Consider the following 18,008-nt stretch of genomic DNA (forward strand, 5'->3'; position numbering starts at 1 on the left):
TGAATGTTATTATGCCTATTATTTAACTCCTGAAAAGACAATCCATCTGATTTCAGGCGAATATCACAAAAAAATATAAAAGCTGACATTTCAGCTCTTAATCATCACAAATGTTCATTTATTAAGATGTAATCATTTTTCCATGAATTTTGCTGACTATGCGGCGTTTCAATCAATTCGATATAGCGCCCATAGACATGATCAATCGCAATACAATCATCAACATCTAGAGTTCGATCGGTATGTTGTTTTTGCCAATGTGACTCAAAAAAAGCCTTGCCCCGTTGTTTCGCGACACTAGCGTTTTGTCCTGTCACCAAAACATAACGATGTAATTCACCAAATTCGCGGGCATCATATCCCCCGAGATTAATCAGCCATAATTTTTCATCTTCAGCACGTGGCGCGGCATCACAAAATTGGATGCGATAATGTCGATTTTCAGTACTGACTGTATGTACTTGTGCCCAAGCATCAATATGTAAGCCTTTTTGCTCACCAAACCATGCCGTTCTCAGTTGTGGATAAACCTCTTCTAATGCGTTACCCACTGCAAGAATGACGTCATGCACTTCGATATTTGCTCTTGCATGACGTCCGCCGAGCATCACCATAAATAAACTGGACACAATCTCCCCCCTATTTTTGACTTCAACTGCCCACATAGGGCTGAAGCAATTTCAATAAAATCACGCCGCCTAGCGATAGTACCGCATTGTTAACGAAATAAATGAGTAAGACATGCCAAATGTTACGCGTCCACAAATAGATCAGATTGAGAAATAGACCTGCCGCCATAAAACTAATGGTCGCAATCAAATCGCCATCAAAATTATGATAATGAATCAAGCCAAATAAGATTGAGTTCAGTAAGACCAAAATCACTCGCCATAGCCACGGCTGTACAAACAGCTTTTGCAGCAAGGTATAGCGGAAAATAATATCTTCAAGCAAAGCGGTAAATAATGGCCCAAGGCTGATGATCAGCAAGCTAAAAAACGCAATCGTATAGGATCAATGGTCGATTCTTTTTCAATGCTCTCACCAACGGGCAACAGACTGCGTGTAAAAGAAATCACCACTTGTAAAGCGACTGCACCAACAACCACCAACAGGCTTGAACGCCAAAAGGCCTGTTTATACTTTTGCCAGTGCGTATATAGCATCGTTTTATAGAGCCAGCACACGGCAATAAATAAAATGCCGCGAAAGATCGAATCACCCAAAGCAACCTGAGCTGAAACACCAAAAAATTGGTCTAAGACATAACTGTTGAACAAGATCAGCGGAAGAATACACAGCGCAAAAGTATCACGCCATTGCCAATAAATATGGGTTGGAAAGGATTCTGCACGAACCAATTGAGTAAACGTCATTGTTATAAAGTCTTTCTAAAGCAATAAAATTTGCGCAGTATTGTGATTTATTTCACACTTTTATTCTGCATCTGTTTTGTAGTGATTTGCCTCAATAAAATTTTCAGCCCAAAAAAATCGCGCGGAATTGCTTCTGCGCGATTTTTAATTCACCCTCTCCACTTGCGAACTCAGAATATATTCCGAGATTCTCATCCCAAAGGGAGAGGCTTAAAGGAGTTTACATCTCAACCATTTCCACGCCATCAATGCGGGCAACGGTCATTAAGTCTTTATCACCACGGCCTGATACAGTCGCAATAATAATTTGGTCTTTGTCCATGGTCGGTGCAAGTTTCGTCACATAAGCCATCGCATGTGAGCTTTCTAGCGCAGGGATAATACCTTCAATTTGGGTTAAATCACGGAAACCTTGCAGCGCTTCAGTGTCATTGATTGGCACATAGTTCACACGATGCATATCTTTGAGGAAGCTATGTTCAGGGCCTACGCCTGGGTAGTCCAGTCCTGCAGAGATTGAATGTGTTTCAATGATTTGACCTTGATCATCCGACATCAGGTAAGTACGGTTACCGTGAAGTACACCCACATGACCTGCATTGAGTGGTGCAGAGTGTTTGCCTGTTTCAATGCCATAGCCTGCAGCTTCGACACCGTACATTTTCACATCTTCATCATTTAAGAATGGATAGAACAAGCCCATCGCATTTGAACCGCCGCCCACACATGCAACAAGCGCATCCGGTAAACGGCCTGCTTGTTCTTGAATCTGTTTACGCGCTTCACGGCCAATGATCGATTGGAAATCACGTACCAATTGCGGATATGGATGTGGACCTGCAACTGTACCAATCACGTAATAAGTTGAATCAACATTGGTTACCCAGTCACGCATTGCTTCGTTCATCGCATCTTTCAATGTTTTTGAACCGCTTTCCACAGGTACAACAGTCGCACCCAATAAACGCATACGGTACACGTTCATGGCTTGACGTTTTACGTCTTCCGCACCCATAAACACCACACACTCAAGGCCTAAACGCGCTGCAATCGTTGCCGTTGCTACACCGTGCTGACCCGCACCTGTTTCGGCAATAATACGTTTTTTACCTGAAAGCTTAGCCAGTAAAGCCTGACCAATGGTGTTATTCACTTTATGTGAACCTGTATGGTTCAGGTCTTCACGTTTTAAGTAAATTTGCGCACCACCCAACTCTTTCGACCATCGCTCAGCATAATACAATGGACTAGGACGACCGACGTAATACGCCAAGTCACGGTCGAATTCTGCCAAAAACTGTGCATCATCTTTCATGCGGAAATAGAGTTTTTCTAAGTCCTCAAGTGCTGCCATTAGAGTTTCTGACACAAAACGCCCGCCATGAATACCGAAATGCCCTTGTGCGTCAGGGAATTGGGTATAGTCAATCTTATTTTGCTGATCCACGATGGACTCCTTGCATAAAGCGTTCTATGAGTTGTTGGTCTTTAATACCTTTTGCCAATTCTACACCACCGCTCACATCTACGGCATAAGCGCCTGTGGTTTGAATCGCTTCTTCAATATTGTCAGGCTTTAAACCACCTGCCAATATTAAAGGAATATCGAGTTTAGGGAATTGTGACCAGTCAAAGCTGTGCCCTGTTCCACCTTTTAATTCGGGATGCCATGCGTCTAACAGTACCGCGCTTGCCCCTGCCTGCTGAAAAGCTTGGATTTCTGCAATCACATCCAGTTCAGGTTTCATCTGAATGGCTTTATACCAGCGTCGCCCAACAGTTTGTGCAATCGTTTGGCACTGTTCAGGGCTTTCATCGCCATGAAACTGCAGGATGTCTACAGGTGAAATTTTTAAAATATCCTGTATGTCTGCAGCCGATGCATTCACGAATAAACCCACGGTCTGCACATAGGGCGGCACATGCTGAATCAGTTCAGCGGCCTGCACTGGCGTTACACTGCGCGGGCTGGGCGCAAAGAATACAAATCCAATCGCATCTGCGCCAGCTTGGACGACAGATTGAATATCTTGAGTACGTGTAATTCCGCAGATTTTGGCACGGGTTCGCATGTTGTTTTGGCTCTGACTCCGCCCTATTCATAGCCTATCTATGAATATGAAGGCGAATCATTGTAATGCAATTTTCATGCATTGCGTGGATTTTCAGCATGATTACTGCGCAAAAATAAAAAGCCCTGAATGATCAGGGCTTTTTAAATAATTGAATCAATTATTTCATTGCATAACGTAAGGTTAGCCAAGCAGTACGGCCGTCTTGACGGTAGTAATAGTCATCAAATGAGTCATACACGGTGTAATATTCTTTATCAAACATATTGGCAAGTTTGGCTTGTACAGAAAATTCAGGGGTCGCTTGATAGGTTAAACGTACATCTGCTGTCGCAAAACTGCCAAAGCTTGTTGTATTAGCGGCATCCTTATAACGCTGGTCTTCTGCGTGTACAGAGCCACCTAGCGTCCATTTATCCATCGTATAATCTGCAGATACATTCAATAATTGACCTGCACGACCCGCAATTTGATTGCCTTTGGTCGCCCCCGAATTATATTCAGGCTCTTGATAAGTATAGTTTAAGTTCAACGTGAAGTTATCCAGTGACTGTCCGAACTCAGCTTCCACACCCTTAATTTTTGCTTTTGCAATATTGGTTCCGCCTGAAATCATATTATCAATTTCATTATGGAAGGCAGAAACAGACCAGTTCAGCCATTGCGACCCTTTGAATCCAATTTCAATATTTTCAGACTCTTCAGGGACTAGGTTTGGATTTGACCAACCCGGATAATACAAGTCATTAAATGTCGGCGAACGGAAAGCGGTGCCGTATGAAACATAAGTGCTGTAGTTGTCATTAAACGAGTAACCAACAGCGGCATTGCCTGTAGTGTGATCACCAAACTGCTCATTATCATCTAGGCGAATGGCTGCTTGCAGGTTCACTCGACCAAAATCACCAAGATACTGCGCATAGTAACCGACATTATCACGCTCTTTTTCATCGTATTTGGTGGTGCTATCGACTTGATCATTTAAGTAATCCACACCTACCAATAGTGTGTTATTTGCATTAAAAGATAATGTGTTTAACCAGCTAATGCTGTCTTTTGTGGTATCAAATACACCTGTCGATTTATCTGCACTAAAGGTTTCGTATTTATCTTCTGACCGGCCAAATTTCAGCTGCGTTTTCCAAAGGTCTATAGGAGAATAGCTAAAGCCAACGCCATACACATTTTGCTCAACCTTGTTATAAGGATTTACGTTATATGGACTATCGTAATTTGTTTCACCGTTGACATACAATACGTTCAGGTCTGCTGAAAATTGATCATTAAACTGATGACCCGCTTTAATTGACGCAGAATAGTTATCATAGCCATCTTTATCTGTTTCAGTCGGCAAAGTTGTTACATCCATGCCTTGTGTTTTCAAGCCTGCCAAACTTAGCGTCGCCCAAGAATTATCCTGACGAATATTCACACCGACATTGGCATCATAGGTTTCATGTGAACCATACTTAAGTGAAGCAAATGGTTTTACGCCATTTTGCGTCCCTTTACGGGTAAAGATTTGAATCACACCGCCTACAGCTTCAGAACCATATAAACTTGAACGCGGGCCTTTTACAACTTCTACACGTTCAATTTGATCAATCGGTAAATGCTCAAAAGAAGTTTGGCCTGAAGTTGCCGAACCCAGTTTTTGACCATCCACCAATACCAATACCGCAGTAGAGCCTGTACCACGAATTGAAATACTGGTTGGCTGACCTAAACCACCAGAGTTGGTATACGTTACGCCTGGCACAGTGCGTAGTAATTCTTGCAAAGAAGTAAACTGCTTACGTTCAATTTCTTCACGGTTGATTACGGTGACTGCCGCCAAGGTTTTTTGCGAGTCTTGCTCAACAATGCTAGCAACCGTATTGGTAATGACTGGAAGTTGATGAACTTGGTCTGCTGCCATCGCAGCAGAAAGTGGAGATAAAACAAAAAGTGACCCGAGTAGAGTCTTAGAGAAAGAATGCATGCTGTATTCCCCGATCGCACCGCCCGTGCGAAATAAAAGTGGTTAACGCGTGGAGGTTTTTGGGTAAGCGATGGCTTGCCATTTTTCAGACAGAAGCATGCAATCCCGCTATAACGCCCGCCGCATTATGAATAGGTCTGCATCAGGCCGGTCTCCGGACTTACGTTATTGAATAACGATTCACCGTTGCGGGGGCAGTGTCAGATGACAATAGGCATAGTCTTTTGGACTGACTTCCCAGTTTCACTTTTCAATTAAGAAAGCACCTGAAGCGCAGGCAGATTAATTTCTGCTCCACAGCAAGTCAAGCTGTATATGCAGCTATCTTAAAATGCCCGACAGATTCGATTGTTCGATAAATCGGAGTTCTCTATACTTAAGCCATTCACAACAGTTGGCATGGGAAGTCTCTACAACACTGCCCCCGCAACGGTGCGCAAGCGAAACCTTGCCAGTCCGATACCTGCCGACCGTGTTCTATCACTCAATCATTTACGTGGGGTAAATGCATGGAGCTTTGTATGCCTTTTCCTTTTCAGCCGACTGCGCTTGCAGCTGGCATATCTGCCCTTTGTATTTTTAGCTCCCAACTGTCTGTTGCAGCAGATTCCATTGCACAACCTAGAATGGACACCATTGTCGTCACAGCAACACGTTCTGCTGAAAAATTAGAAAATGTACCTGCACGTATAGCCATTATTGAACCTGCAACAGTTGCACAATCTCCTATTTCCCAAATGAGTGATTTGCTGCGTAACGATGCGTCTATCAATATGGTGCAAAACGGCGGTTTAGGACAAGTAGCTTCCATTTTTGTGCGAGGCACAGAATCTGACCATACCTTAGTACTGCGCGATGGCGTGCGCTTGAACTCAGCAACATCAGGCATGGCGCCATTACAGTTTTTAGATACTACCGATATTCAGCAAATTGAAGTTTTAAAAGGCCCTGCTTCTGTATTGTATGGCTCAGATGCGATTGGCGGTGTGGTACAAATTATTTCCAAGACACCAACGGAGAATACAGCCTTTGCCAGTACGGAAGTGGGTGAACACAAAACCTATAAAAGCATTATTGGCGCAGATGCCGCAAAAAATGGTTATTACGCACAGATTCGAGGGCAACGCTTAGAATCAGATGCCACCAAAGTTTTTGACCTAGATGAACTGAGCACAGCAAGCTATGACCAAAAAGGCTGGAGTGCGAAAGTCGGATCAAAACAAGAAAATCATGCATATTCATTGGACTACAGTCATAACGATGGTCGCAGCTTTTATGTCAGTTGTAGCAATGAAGATAAAGACTATAACTGCCTAACCTACAGCAATGTCGCGCAAGACTTTAACAATGAAATGATCAACCTACGTGGTGAAGTGCGTCTATTACCTGCTTTAGAATTACATGCTCGACTTTCTCAATTCAAAGATGAGCTAGATCAGGTCACAACAGCTGATTTTACCCACAATAAAACCCAAGAGGCGGAAATCTATTCCAAATTTGATCTGACGCCAAAGCAAACGCTTTTAAGTGGGATCACACACCGTAAAATCAGCGGTGATATTGTGTCTTATGGCACGGCTTATCAAGATGATAACCGCAGCACAGGTTATTACTTACAGCATCAATATCATCAAGATGGTCTTAATACACAGCTCGGAATTCGCCTAGAAGACGATGCAAAATATGGTAGCCATACCATTGGTCAAGCTGCAATTCGTCTGCAAGCACTGCCACTCACCAGCATCTATGCCAATATTGGTACAGCGTTTAAATCACCAACCTTAGACGAACGCTATAACAGTTGGTCAGGCAATCCAAACTTAAAGCCCGAAGAAAGCATTTCTTATGAGGTTGGTGTCGATCAAAAGCTGAATCATGGGCTAAGTACTGGTCTGTCCGTTTACCACACCAAAGTCGATCATTTGATTGTGAATGGCCCTAATTACACCTTAGAAAACCTTAATACAGCGCTGTATCAAGGTGTGGAAACCTATCTGCAATGGCAAAATGGCGGATGGTTAAGCAAACTCAGCTATCATTATGTGAAAGCACAAGATGATGAGAAAAAACAAGATTTACAGCGCCGACCACGTCAGAACTTAAGCTTGACTACAGGCTGGAGCAATGACATTTATGGCATGAATGCAACTTTAAATGCTAAGTCAGATGCCGTGGATTATCAGGCACGTAATCCCGGTTATGCCACCATTGATATGAGCGCTTTTTGGAATATCAATCCCAACCTCAAAGTCTTTACCAATTTACAAAATATTGGTGATGTCGAATACAAAACCTCATCGTATGGTTCAGGTTTGTATTATATGAATGGCGGGCGTTTAGCCTCTATCGGTGTCACTGTTAAATATTAATGCACAACTCTTTATTCAACTTTTAATCAAAAAATGGACAATTAAAATGGGCCACCGTTTAAGCAAAATTTATACTCGCACAGGCGATTCAGGCACGACAGGTTTAGGTGACGGATCACGTGTAGCAAAGGATGATTTACGCATTGAAGCTTTAGGCGATGTCGATGAGCTCAATTCAAGTATTGGTATTCTACGTTCACATATTGCCCTTAGCAGCATTGAAGACAAAGCGACTTGGGACAAATCGCTCAGCCTGATTCAGCATTGGTTATTCGATCTTGGTGGTGAAGTCTGTATTCCAAACTTCAACTTGGTACAGCCTGTGTCTATTGAGTTTTTGGAAAATGGCATTGACCGTATGAATGAAGCGCTGCCAATGCTGAAAGACTTTATTTTGCCTTCAGGCACTTTAGTATGCAGCCTTGCCCATCAAGCTCGTGCAGTTTGCCGCCGCGCAGAACGCCGTTTAATGGCGGTACATAACCGCGACCAAAACATTCAAGCGCCGTCATTGCAGCTTTTGAACCGACTTTCAGACTGGTTATTTGTCGCATCACGTACATTACAACGTGCCGAAGGCGGTTCTGAAGTGCTTTGGCAAAAGAATATTAACGACACGATTGATCAATAAGTATTGGATCAAAACATTGCTCAAATCCTTTGACCAATTAAAAGTCTATTTTACATTGAAATAAATCGAAACATTTCGTCCGATCATTCTTGTATTTCAGAATGATCGGCTCAAAATAATAGTGTCATCTCCCTGTCATGCTTACAGGACACTATGTTTTTATCTTTCAATTTTGCAGGCCCTTTATGCGCATAATCGGACACCGTGGCGCTCGTGGCGAAGCACCTGAGAACACCCTTGGCGGTTTTCAATATATTCAAGATTTAGGGATTCGTGCTGTCGAATTTGACGTTCGGCAACTGAAAGATCGTGCCCTAGTGATTATGCATGATGACCAATTTATGCGAACGGCAGGTCAAGATAAACATCTATATGAATGTAGTTCACAAGAGTTAGAACCCTATAACCATGCCGTTACTTGGTCAGAATGGAATAAAGTTGAACCGACGCCACTGCTCGAACAAACGCTTAAAATTATTCATAACTTCGATCATATTGAAGTTGAAGTGAAAGCGGTGAAGACACAAGCTGAAGCTGAAGCGTTGACTGGAACCTTGGAACAACAGCTTCAAGGCTTTGAACATTCCGCTGTGATTACCAGTTTTGATCCTAAAATTCATCTTGCTTTGCAACAAAAAAAATCCGGTTTCAAACGCGGGCTACTGGTTGAAACGGACGTAAAATTTAAAGCGATTGAACAAGCACTCGAATTGGATTGTATCCAAATTGGTTGGATGAACCAACTCGCCAATTCAGACATTATTCAGGCCACGCAGCAGGCAAAATTAAATGTGAGCGTATGGACTGTCAACGACGTTGATCGTGCTAAACAGCTTAAAGATTGGGGCATTAACGGCTTAATTACCGACTATCCTAAATTAATGATGCAGCATTTTTAATGCTGCTTTATTCACCTAGATTTGTGTAATTCACTTCTCGATCAACACGTCGATATTTCAATCGGTCTATTTTCTTTCTAAAACCAATACATTTTGTCCCCGACTGTTTTGCATCGTCATGTGTTTCCCTTTTATTTGGAATTGTGTTGCGGCTTGCAAGGCATCTGAAAGTTCAGCCTCTTGAGCCAAAGCCGAATCACAGCTGAAATAACCTGCTCGGGCATTCAGATCAATGCTGTGTTTTAAGGTATCGATCACATAAGTGCCACTGATATTGTTACATCCCGTATTTCCCTGAATTTGTCGAAACTGCGAATTGAACTGAAGATAAGGTTGATGATGAAAGAACTTTGCTTTTTGTCCAGCGATTTTCACAATCGTCCATGGAATATCTTGTATCCCATCGTTCACGCGAATAACTTTTAATGGCTGTTCAACACTGTTGCCATGTGACTTCCCTTGTGACTTTGTAGTCACCTTCTGCGTTGGAGAACTTTGACAGGCCATGAGTCCTAGACAACTGATCAGAAAGCCGCCACAGATACAGTGTTTGACAAAAAATTGCGGATTATTTTGACGATTTTGCTGTTTTTTTAGCATCTTTTTTACCCCACAAAAAGTCAAATAACTTCAGTCGTATTATGTTACTGTTTAGAACAATACAACTGTACAATAACAGTGGTGAAAACGGGTTTTCCCGTGCTACTATTCTGTACGTTTAAAATCCCTTAAAAAATTAATGGGATTCGTCCTATCTATACCTCCCAAGGTTTCAGGAGTGCTGTTGGAGATGAATGCTCCCCTACCCAAAGCCCCAATGAACTGGATTGCTATTTTTGCATTGGTGTTTTTACCTATTGTCGCAGTTATTGCAATTCCGTTATATGCCATTAATCATGATTTTAGTGCCGCTGCTTGGATCAGTATGTTTGTTTTACTGGGTGTCAGCAGTTTAGGTATTACCGCAGGTTATCACCGCTTATGGGCACACCGTGCTTATGAAGCAACCTTGCCTTTAAAAATCATTTTAATGCTCATGGGTACTTTTGCTGTTCAGAACAGTATTTTGTTCTGGGCTTCAGGTCACCGTACACATCACCGTCATGTAGACGATATTGACCAAGATCCATACTCGATTAATCGTGGTTTCTGGTATGCCCATATCGGGTGGATGCTTCGTGATTATCCAGCAGCAGAACCGAACTACAAAAACGCGCCAGATCTTTTAAAAGATAAAGTCGTTTTGTTCCAAGATAAATACTACATTCCACTGGTGATTGCTGTGCATGCAGCGATTTTAGTGCCAATTGGTTGGGCTGTTGGCGACATGTGGGGCGTTCTATTATTGGGCGGTTTAATGCGTCTAATCTTGAGCCATCATGTGACGTTCTTTATTAACTCACTGTGCCACATGTGGGGTAAACGTCCGTATACTGACGAAAATACCGCTCGTGATAACTTCTGGCTCGCTATTGCTACTTGGGGTGAGGGTTATCATAACTATCACCACATTTTCCAATACGACTACCGTAATGGTGTGAAATGGTGGCAATACGATCCAACAAAATGGTTAATTTGGAGCTGCTCTAAATTAGGCCTTGCCAAAAATTTACGCCGTATTCCTAGCTTTAATATTAAAAAAGCTGAGTTGGCTATGAAGTTCAAGTATGCGGAACAAGACCTTGCGATCTATGGTCTCAACATGACCGATGACATTGCAACAGCAAAACAACGTATTTCTCAAGAATATGATGCGTTTTCGCAAACTTTGAATGACTGGGCAAAATTAAAAGAACAGGAAATTCAAGCGAAGAAAACAGCAGTTGCTGAAAAAATTCATCAAATGGATGACAAACTCAAACTTGAATTCCTACAAGTTGAACAGCGTTTGTCACAGCACCGTGAAACACTGAATCAATTGATGCGTAACTTGAAAAAGAAAACCGCTTAATTCTTTTAAGCCTCTCAAATGATAAAGCCTCCCTTGTGGAGGCTTTATTGATTTTAAGCTACAGTTTTTCTATCTGGTCTTTGCTATAGTTTAAACATAATTTGAATTTTTAAAGATCATTATGCTGTTCAATGCCCGCTATAACACCCTGCCACCTCGCCTGTACCATCATCAGCAACCTGTTCCTCTAAAAGGCGCAAAAGCTGGGCATTTTAATGCGGCTCTTGCAGATGAGCTGCAATGGTCGGCAGAAGATCAAGCTGCGTGGGTTGAAATCTGCAGCGGTCAAAAAACCTTTGCTGAATTTGAACCTTTAGCCATGGTCTATGCAGGTCACCAGTTTGGACAATGGGCCGGCCAATTGGGCGATGGACGCGGCTTATTGATTGCGCAAATCATCGATAAACATGGGCAAACCATTGACCTGCACCTTAAAGGCGCCGGCTCTACGCCTTATTCACGCATGGGCGATGGACGTGCAGTGCTGCGCTCGACCATTCGTGAATATTTGGCAGGACATGCGCTGAACAACCTAGGCGTTGCATCCAGCAATGCGGTGGGTTTTACCAGTTCTGAGCAAGGTGTAAAGCGCGAAAAACTCGAGCTCGGCGCGATGATGCTGCGTACATCTGACTGTCATATCCGATTGGGACATTTTGAATGGATCAATCAATATCAGGGTGATTTACTACCTGAATTCACGCAAAAATGTATTGAGTGGCACTACCCTGAATGCTTGGATGCTGAACAGCCCATTTTGGCTTTTGCCACTCAAGTTATTCAGCGTACCGCAGTGATGATTGCCAAATGGCAGCTGATTGGTTTTGCACATGGCGTGATGAATACTGACAATCTGAATATTACCGGTTCAACTTTGGACTTCGGCCCTTATGGCTTTATGGAGCGCTTCCGTCCAAACTGGATCAACAACCATTCGGACTACCAAGGCCGCTATACCTATCAACAGCAGCCAAGTATCGGGCATTGGAATTTATGGCAATGGCTGAATAATCTCGTTCCGCTCTGCCCTTCAGATTATGACAAAGAACAGTGGAAAGACGATCTAGCCAAATGCTTAGAGCATTTTGAACTGACCTTCTTGGAACATTATAAATTGGGCTTAGCTCAGAAAATGGGCCTGCCGAGTTTTCATAAAGGCAGCTTCGACTGCGCTATGGCCTTTTTGCGTATTCTACAAAGTGAGCAACTGGATTACACACAAAGCTTTATCCGTCTGCAAAATCATGAATATGAAGCCATTAAAGATGACTGCTTAGACCGCCGCGCCTTTGAAGGTTTCTTGGCACAATATGAAAGCATCCGTGGGCATCAGGACACCCATGCTTTAGATGCTGAAATGGCACAAGCCAACCCGCAATATATCTTGCGCAACCATATGGTTCAAAAGGCGATTGAACTTGCTGAACGTAATGATTTTTCTGAAGTAGAGCGTTTGTTTACATTGCTCAGTCGGCCCTTTAGCAAACAGCCTGAACTGGAAACAACAGAAGATTTAGGACCTTTACCAAGTGATGTGCCTGAAGTGATGGTTAGCTGCTCGTCTTAAACATTTATCCACAAATCCACATTTCACTCGGGTCATAATTGTGGATAATTTAAACATTATCCACAATTCAGAAATCGATGGACTGTGAAAGCACTTCATCCTCTAAAAAATAATGACAAGAAAAAATATCACGATCTTAAGTTTCGCTACCCTCTTCTGTATTGCGGTAGCCTACTTTGCCTATCAAAAATTTGAAAAATATCTACCTACACCTGCCAATGCACTGGTCTTTCCACCTGAATTAAGTGATTTGCAAATTCAAAAAATTCGCAAAGAAACGCCGATCGACAATATTCAGGTACATAAAGCTCAGCGTTATTTGGAATTAAAACATCAGGATCAAGTCATTCGGCGTTACCCGATGCGTCTGGGTTTTCAACCGCTAGGACATAAAGTTCAAGAAGGTGATGGCAAAACGCCTGAAGGCAGCTATATGATTGATTGGCGCAATCCGCAAAGTTCATTTTATAAGTCTTTGCATATCTCTTACCCCAATGCGACCGATAAACAGAAAGCTAAAGATTTAGGGGTTTCTGCAGGCGGAGATATTATGATTCATGGTTCTGCGACCAGTTTACAAATGAAAGCTGCACCACAACTGATGACTTATTTCCCACAAAAAGATTGGACTTGGGGCTGTATTGCAGTGCGCAATATTGATATGGATGAAATTTGGCAATTGGTAAATAATGATACCGTTATTCATATTCATCCTTAGGCTTTAACGTTCAAGCTTATTTTTAGGTTATCCCCTATGATTGCATTACACGCTGTAGCTGCTAAGACGGCCTTAGCCCTGCCTGAAACTACATGCAGCCAGCCTTTTGGTGAAGGCTGTGATGTGTTTAAGGTGATGGATAAGGTTTTTATGCTGAGTTTTCATTTAGAAGGCAAAGCAGCTATCAATCTAAAAGTGCTGCCTGATAATGGCACGATGCTGAAGGATATTTATCCTTTTATTCGTGCGGCCTGGCATATGAATAAACAGCATTGGATTTCTGTTTTTACAGATGACGCATTGGAAGAAGAACTGCTGCAAGATTTGGTACTGAATTCTTATGAATTGGTGGTGTCGAAGCTAAATAAGGGACTGCGGCAAAGGATTGAGTTGCTGAGAAGTGTTTAGATTACACTTCTCTTACGATCTGGTTGATTTTGCGATGTTATTCCTAAGTAGAAATGTCCTACCTTAAAACCAAATAGAAATGTCCTATACAGGCATTTCCAAGTCAAGCACAGGATTCAATTGCGTTGTTGAATTGCTGTTTTCTGTGCACGTCTACGTGGCATGGATTGAGAACGACTCCGTTTGTTTTGCTGTTCTAATTCTTCATGCTGTTGTTGAATATGCGCTAGTACAGAACCCAAACGTTTATTCTCAACGATCTCTCGCTGGTTGAGCTGACTTAATTTATCGAAGATACTGTAATTGATTTTTCTACCTTGGTGTTCAATGGCTACCGTACCATCCGGGTATTCCAGAAATTCAATATACTTGCCGATCAATCTTTGATTTTCTTCTGTTTTTTTCAGGATATATACGCATTTATCATATGTAATCGTCAGGCTGTTTGTAACTTTGCGAGGTTCACGCCAGGTAAAAATATCATTTAACTCGTCAGCGGTTTCACTGACAGTCCGGTGTAGATCCTTGGGATTAATGGCCATCTTGGCAAATTTACGATTAAATTGCTCAATAAAGCAGGGCAACCATGCATTGGCTTGCTCAATCGAACTAATGCCTTCCAGACGCATTTCTTTAATCAGACGGTCTTGAAGCGTTCTATTGGCTCGTTCTACACGGCCTTTAGCTTGTGGTGAGTTGGCGAAGATGATATCGATATTGAGGGTACTGAGCACACGTCCAAATTGCGTGATCTTGGTGTCTTTATTGCTGCTTTGATTCACCCTGAAGACTGAATGTTTGTCGCTGTAAAATGCTAAAGGCTTACCGTGCTGTTCGACATATAAGCGTGTTGAAATCATATAGTCAAAGGCTGATTCTGATTCACAGAAGCGTAAATGCTGTAATTTTCCTGTGGCATCATCGATAAATACCAGTAGGCAGCACTTGGCAGAACGGCCTTCAAACCAGTCATGATATGAGCCATCAATCTGGATCAGTTCACCGACGCAATCTCGGTTATAACGAGGCTGATACGGTCGTTTCAGACGCTTGGCGCGAGGAATCCATAAATTAGCTGCAATCATCCAAGAACGTAGTATTTCCACTGAAATATCAAATCCATGAACAGTGGTGAGCTTTTCATGCGCTAAAGTGGGTCCAAAACCGTGGAATTGCTCAGCAACAAGATTGAGGCACTTGAGCCTGATTTCTTCAGGAAGCCTGGAGTTGCTGGTTTGGCCACGTGCAGCATGTGCTAATGCAGCTGGGCCTTGAGCTTTATATTTCTACAGTAATCGTCTGATTTGACGTTCTGAGATATGAAGTAGCTGAGCAGCCTGAGGTTGAGTTATGCGTTGATCGCAGATTTCCTGCAAGACCGACAATCGTTTAAGTTCTTTATCCGACATAGACACCAACATATCAAACCGTCCGCTTCGATAATCGCAAAAGCGCATATTCTAAAAGCGGACATTTTTACTTTGGAGAAACCGGACATTTCTACTTTGGGCTTACATGCGAATTTCAAATAATCGCCATTATGTTAAATGAAACTAAAATCAGTTACTTTCTTGAGACGGTGGAGCAGAGTTCCATGTGCCTAATAAGCGCCAAATTGCACTATCTATTTCTTGCCATCTATCCCAATTATTCAAGTTCATTTCCCATTGAACCCAGATACCTCCATATTTATTGGGCTCATAACTTTCTCCTCGAATTTGAATAAATCGATTATCTGCCGTATTTTCTAAAGCAATTACATCTAATAAAATACCGGTAACATCATATTTTTTGGATTTTCCATAACAACCATAGAAATTATCAGCTACTTTTTTTTTGTAACAGGTCAAACCATATTTTTCAAATTTTGAATTTTCTTTAAAAAATTCTTTTCGTTGCGAAAATGTCTTATAGGTATCTAAATTTTGCTTTCGCATATCCATGGTAAGACCTTCTATCCGAACTCTCACTTGATCATCATGATCAGGTAAATAACCATCGGTTGCTTGAAAATCCGAATTGCTTAATTTTAAATCAAACTGTAATTGTCGATTCGAATCAGGCATAGGCAAACTGTTCGCTTCTCCTTGCATAATTGTTGGAAATTTTTCAGGAACATAATTTATGGGAAATTGCCCTAAATAATGTTCTCGAGCGGGTCTATAAAACTCATAATCAAATTGATCCGGTATATGTTTTCTGCGTGGTCCAAGTTTAGCTTTTACAATAAGTTGTGGATTTTGTTTCCATGTCACTATTTCCCCCTCTTGAGGAATATCCTTTGATGTACACCCAATAAGTAACAGTGCATACATGGAAAGAATCCAATATCCTTTTATTAGCATTATTTGACTCTTATAAATATTAAGATTCCAAAAAATTAGAATAGTTAAATTTTCCTAAAATTAACATAATACACGTTATACGAAATTCTTCTTTTTTATCCAATACAAATCATTACCTTATAAAAAACCGCTCTAGAATTTAATGCACTAGAGCGGTCTTTATATGAATGTTCTCTCAATTTTCGTACTTTGTTAGAACTTTTCAAAATCATTCTTTAGTAACAGTGAACAAAGGCTCGTCCCTAAGCCTTCATGGTATTAAACCTTCTTCGATTGCATCACTTTAAACAGCACAAACAGCAATAATATCCATAGCGGCTGCATCAGCACCGACAACATAAAACCCTGATTCCACATGATGTACAAAATCATCAGCATGAATGCTAATACAACGTAATTAGTGAACGGCGCAAATAAAGCAGGAAACTTAGTTTGTATGCCCTGCTGCTGCATCGCTTTTCTAAACTTCAAATGAATCAAGCTGATTAACATCCAATTCAGCACCGCAGCACTCACCACGATATAAATCAGATAACTCAATGCTTTTTCAGGCAAGAAATAATTCAGCAACACACAGCCAAAAATCAGCAACGCAGAAAATAAAACCGCAGCAATCGGCGTACCGTGTTTATTCACCTGCTTAAATGCTTTTGGCGCATTGCCCTGTTCTGCCAAGCCCAACAGCATACGGCTATTGGCATACATACCGCTATTACAGACCGAAACGGATGCCGTCAAAATAATAAAATTCAGCAAATGCGCTGCCCAATCAATCCCCATCTGATTAAAAATCATCACAAAAGGACTATGATCCAAACCACCAAGTTTCAACTGATTCCACGGTACTAGCGACAGCAGTACCGCCAAAGAACAGATATAAAATAAGAACACGCGGATCACCGTTTGATTTACGGCTTTGGGAATGTTTTGATCTGGATTTTCAGTTTCAGCCGCCGCCATGCTGATCAGCTCAATGCCACCAAAAGCAAACATCATAAAGGCCAGCATGTAAAATAAGCCTTCAAAACCATGCGGAAAAAAGCCGCCATGTACCCATAAATTGCTAATCGAAGCGGTAGAGTCTGCGCCTGCTGTAAGTAGCAGATACACACCAAAAGCAATCATGGCAACAATCGCCACAACCTTAATCATCGACAGCCAAAATTCAGACTCTGCATACAGTTTTACATTGGCTAAATTGGCAAGGGTAATCACCATAAAAAACACCAATACAGACACCCATGCAGGCACATGCGGCCACCAGTAATGGACATATTTGCCTATCGCGGTCAGCTCGGTCATCACTACTAAAATATACAGAATCCAGTAGTTCCAGCCCGTTAAAAAGCCCGCAAACTTGCCCCAATATTTAAAGGCAAAATGACTGAATGAACCTGTGACTGGCTCTTGTACAATCATCTCGCCCAACTGGCGCATAATCAGAAAAGCAATCAAGCCGCCAATCAAATAGCCCAAAATAATCGATGGCCCAGCCGACTCAATAATATGCGCAGAACCTAAAAATAGTCCTGTACCTATTGCGCCACCCATTGCAATCAGCTGAATATGGCGGTTCTTTAATCGGCGCTGCAGTTGAGGCATTTCGCTGCTCACAACACGTTCTCATCTTATAAAAAAGTGGATTGTAGCCTGTGCAGCTCTTTGCAGCCAAATATTCATAGACAATTGCT

General features: G+C 41.9%; 14 protein-coding genes, 2 pseudogenes and 1 riboswitch. Of the genes and pseudogenes, 7 read left to right on the forward strand and 9 right to left on the reverse strand.

The window, feature by feature from the left end; genetic code table 11:
* Positions 1–104 precede the first annotated feature (104 nt).
* The 5 genes and pseudogenes from FTV03_RS06855 to FTV03_RS06875 all read right to left on the reverse strand — a co-directional run bounded on the left by FTV03_RS06855 (position 105) and on the right by FTV03_RS06875 (position 5,429).
* Positions 105–629 carry a DUF1543 domain-containing protein gene (locus FTV03_RS06855; RefSeq protein ID WP_180040654.1) on the reverse strand — a complete coding sequence of 175 codons (525 nt, stop codon included), beginning with the start codon at positions 627–629 and terminating at the stop codon, positions 105–107.
* 22 nt (positions 630–651) lie between these two features.
* A pseudogene (locus FTV03_RS18090) lies at positions 652–1,376 on the reverse strand (CPBP family intramembrane glutamic endopeptidase).
* Between the two features lie 220 nt (positions 1,377–1,596).
* The gene (trpB, locus tag FTV03_RS06865) at positions 1,597–2,823 is read right to left on the reverse strand and encodes a tryptophan synthase subunit beta (protein ID WP_111885382.1); all 1,227 of its coding nucleotides are present in this window, start codon (positions 2,821–2,823) and stop codon (positions 1,597–1,599) included.
* Positions 2,807–3,448 carry a phosphoribosylanthranilate isomerase gene (locus FTV03_RS06870; protein WP_180040656.1) on the reverse strand — a complete coding sequence of 214 codons (642 nt, stop codon included), beginning with the start codon at positions 3,446–3,448 and terminating at the stop codon, positions 2,807–2,809. Before FTV03_RS06870 ends, trpB begins: the two co-directional genes overlap by 17 nt.
* A gap of 160 nt (positions 3,449–3,608) precedes the next feature.
* Positions 3,609–5,429 (reverse strand): TonB-dependent receptor domain-containing protein, encoded by a 1,821-nt coding sequence (locus FTV03_RS06875; protein ID WP_180005545.1) that lies wholly within the window; start codon positions 5,427–5,429, stop codon positions 3,609–3,611.
* Between the two features lie 127 nt (positions 5,430–5,556).
* A riboswitch (cobalamin riboswitch) is annotated at positions 5,557–5,714 on the reverse strand.
* Between the two features lie 236 nt (positions 5,715–5,950).
* Here FTV03_RS06875 and FTV03_RS06880 point away from each other — a divergent pair.
* The 3 genes from FTV03_RS06880 (at position 5,951) to FTV03_RS06890 (ending at position 9,328) form a co-directional block, all read left to right on the forward strand.
* Complete coding sequence (locus tag FTV03_RS06880) at positions 5,951–7,798, forward strand: TonB-dependent receptor plug domain-containing protein (RefSeq protein ID WP_373687953.1); 1,848 nt, start codon at positions 5,951–5,953, stop codon at positions 7,796–7,798.
* 46 nt (positions 7,799–7,844) lie between these two features.
* Entirely contained in the window at positions 7,845–8,429 is a 585-nt protein-coding gene (locus FTV03_RS06885) for a cob(I)yrinic acid a,c-diamide adenosyltransferase (RefSeq protein ID WP_180040660.1), read from the forward strand.
* Between the two features lie 185 nt (positions 8,430–8,614).
* Positions 8,615–9,328, forward strand: coding sequence for a glycerophosphodiester phosphodiesterase (locus FTV03_RS06890; RefSeq protein WP_180040661.1), 714 nt, complete (start codon positions 8,615–8,617; stop codon positions 9,326–9,328).
* 66 nt (positions 9,329–9,394) lie between these two features.
* Here FTV03_RS06890 and FTV03_RS06895 read toward each other — a convergent pair whose 3' ends face one another.
* Positions 9,395–9,928, reverse strand: coding sequence for an META domain-containing protein (locus tag FTV03_RS06895; RefSeq protein WP_180040663.1), 534 nt, complete (start codon positions 9,926–9,928; stop codon positions 9,395–9,397).
* A gap of 190 nt (positions 9,929–10,118) precedes the next feature.
* Between FTV03_RS06895 and FTV03_RS06900 the strand changes: the two genes are divergently transcribed.
* The 4 genes from FTV03_RS06900 to FTV03_RS06915 all read left to right on the forward strand — a co-directional run bounded on the left by FTV03_RS06900 (position 10,119) and on the right by FTV03_RS06915 (position 13,972).
* Positions 10,119–11,279 carry an acyl-CoA desaturase gene (locus FTV03_RS06900; protein ID WP_078191233.1) on the forward strand — a complete coding sequence of 387 codons (1,161 nt, stop codon included), beginning with the start codon at positions 10,119–10,121 and terminating at the stop codon, positions 11,277–11,279.
* A 121-nt stretch (positions 11,280–11,400) separates the two neighbouring features.
* Positions 11,401–12,846, forward strand: a complete 1,446-nt coding sequence (locus FTV03_RS06905; RefSeq protein WP_180027148.1) for a YdiU family protein — start codon at positions 11,401–11,403, stop codon at positions 12,844–12,846.
* Positions 12,847–12,958: 112 nt separating this feature from the next.
* On the forward strand, positions 12,959–13,564 hold the full coding sequence (locus FTV03_RS06910) for a murein L,D-transpeptidase family protein (protein WP_180009088.1): 606 nt from the start codon (positions 12,959–12,961) through the stop codon (positions 13,562–13,564).
* A 39-nt stretch (positions 13,565–13,603) separates the two neighbouring features.
* Positions 13,604–13,972, forward strand: a complete 369-nt coding sequence (locus FTV03_RS06915) for an MmcQ/YjbR family DNA-binding protein (protein WP_180009103.1) — start codon at positions 13,604–13,606, stop codon at positions 13,970–13,972.
* 84 nt (positions 13,973–14,056) lie between these two features.
* On the opposite strand, the pseudogene FTV03_RS06920 reads toward FTV03_RS06915, so the two are convergent.
* The 3 genes and pseudogenes from FTV03_RS06920 to FTV03_RS06930 form a co-directional block, all read right to left on the reverse strand.
* A pseudogene (locus tag FTV03_RS06920) lies at positions 14,057–15,381 on the reverse strand (ISNCY family transposase).
* A gap of 150 nt (positions 15,382–15,531) precedes the next feature.
* Positions 15,532–16,287 (reverse strand): hypothetical protein, encoded by a 756-nt coding sequence (locus FTV03_RS06925; RefSeq protein ID WP_180009091.1) that lies wholly within the window; start codon positions 16,285–16,287, stop codon positions 15,532–15,534.
* Between the two features lie 288 nt (positions 16,288–16,575).
* Positions 16,576–17,931, reverse strand: a complete 1,356-nt coding sequence (locus FTV03_RS06930) for an amino acid permease (RefSeq protein ID WP_180040665.1) — start codon at positions 17,929–17,931, stop codon at positions 16,576–16,578.
* Positions 17,932–18,008: the final 77 nt, after the last annotated feature.

Source organism: Acinetobacter sp. YH12218 (assembly GCF_013417925.1).
GTDB lineage: Bacteria > Pseudomonadota > Gammaproteobacteria > Pseudomonadales > Moraxellaceae > Acinetobacter > Acinetobacter amyesii.

What these genes read in the sequence shown, in the direction of transcription:
- FTV03_RS06875 (WP_180005545.1), bottom strand. Translation starts at nt 5,429, where the DNA reads ATGCATTCTTTCTCTAAGACTCTACTCGGGTCACTTTTTGTTTTATCT.
- FTV03_RS06900 (WP_078191233.1), top strand. Translation starts at nt 10,119, where the DNA reads ATGAATGCTCCCCTACCCAAAGCCCCAATGAACTGGATTGCTATTTTT.
- FTV03_RS06885 (WP_180040660.1), top strand. Translation starts at nt 7,845, where the DNA reads ATGGGCCACCGTTTAAGCAAAATTTATACTCGCACAGGCGATTCAGGC.
- FTV03_RS06890 (WP_180040661.1), top strand. Translation starts at nt 8,615, where the DNA reads ATGCGCATAATCGGACACCGTGGCGCTCGTGGCGAAGCACCTGAGAAC.
- FTV03_RS06880 (WP_373687953.1), top strand. Translation starts at nt 5,951, where the DNA reads ATGCCTTTTCCTTTTCAGCCGACTGCGCTTGCAGCTGGCATATCTGCC.
- FTV03_RS06870 (WP_180040656.1), bottom strand. Translation starts at nt 3,448, where the DNA reads ATGCGAACCCGTGCCAAAATCTGCGGAATTACACGTACTCAAGATATT.
- FTV03_RS06905 (WP_180027148.1), top strand. Translation starts at nt 11,401, where the DNA reads ATGCTGTTCAATGCCCGCTATAACACCCTGCCACCTCGCCTGTACCAT.
- FTV03_RS06910 (WP_180009088.1), top strand. Translation starts at nt 12,959, where the DNA reads ATGACAAGAAAAAATATCACGATCTTAAGTTTCGCTACCCTCTTCTGT.
- FTV03_RS06895 (WP_180040663.1), bottom strand. Translation starts at nt 9,928, where the DNA reads ATGCTAAAAAAACAGCAAAATCGTCAAAATAATCCGCAATTTTTTGTC.
- FTV03_RS06925 (WP_180009091.1), bottom strand. Translation starts at nt 16,287, where the DNA reads ATGTATGCACTGTTACTTATTGGGTGTACATCAAAGGATATTCCTCAA.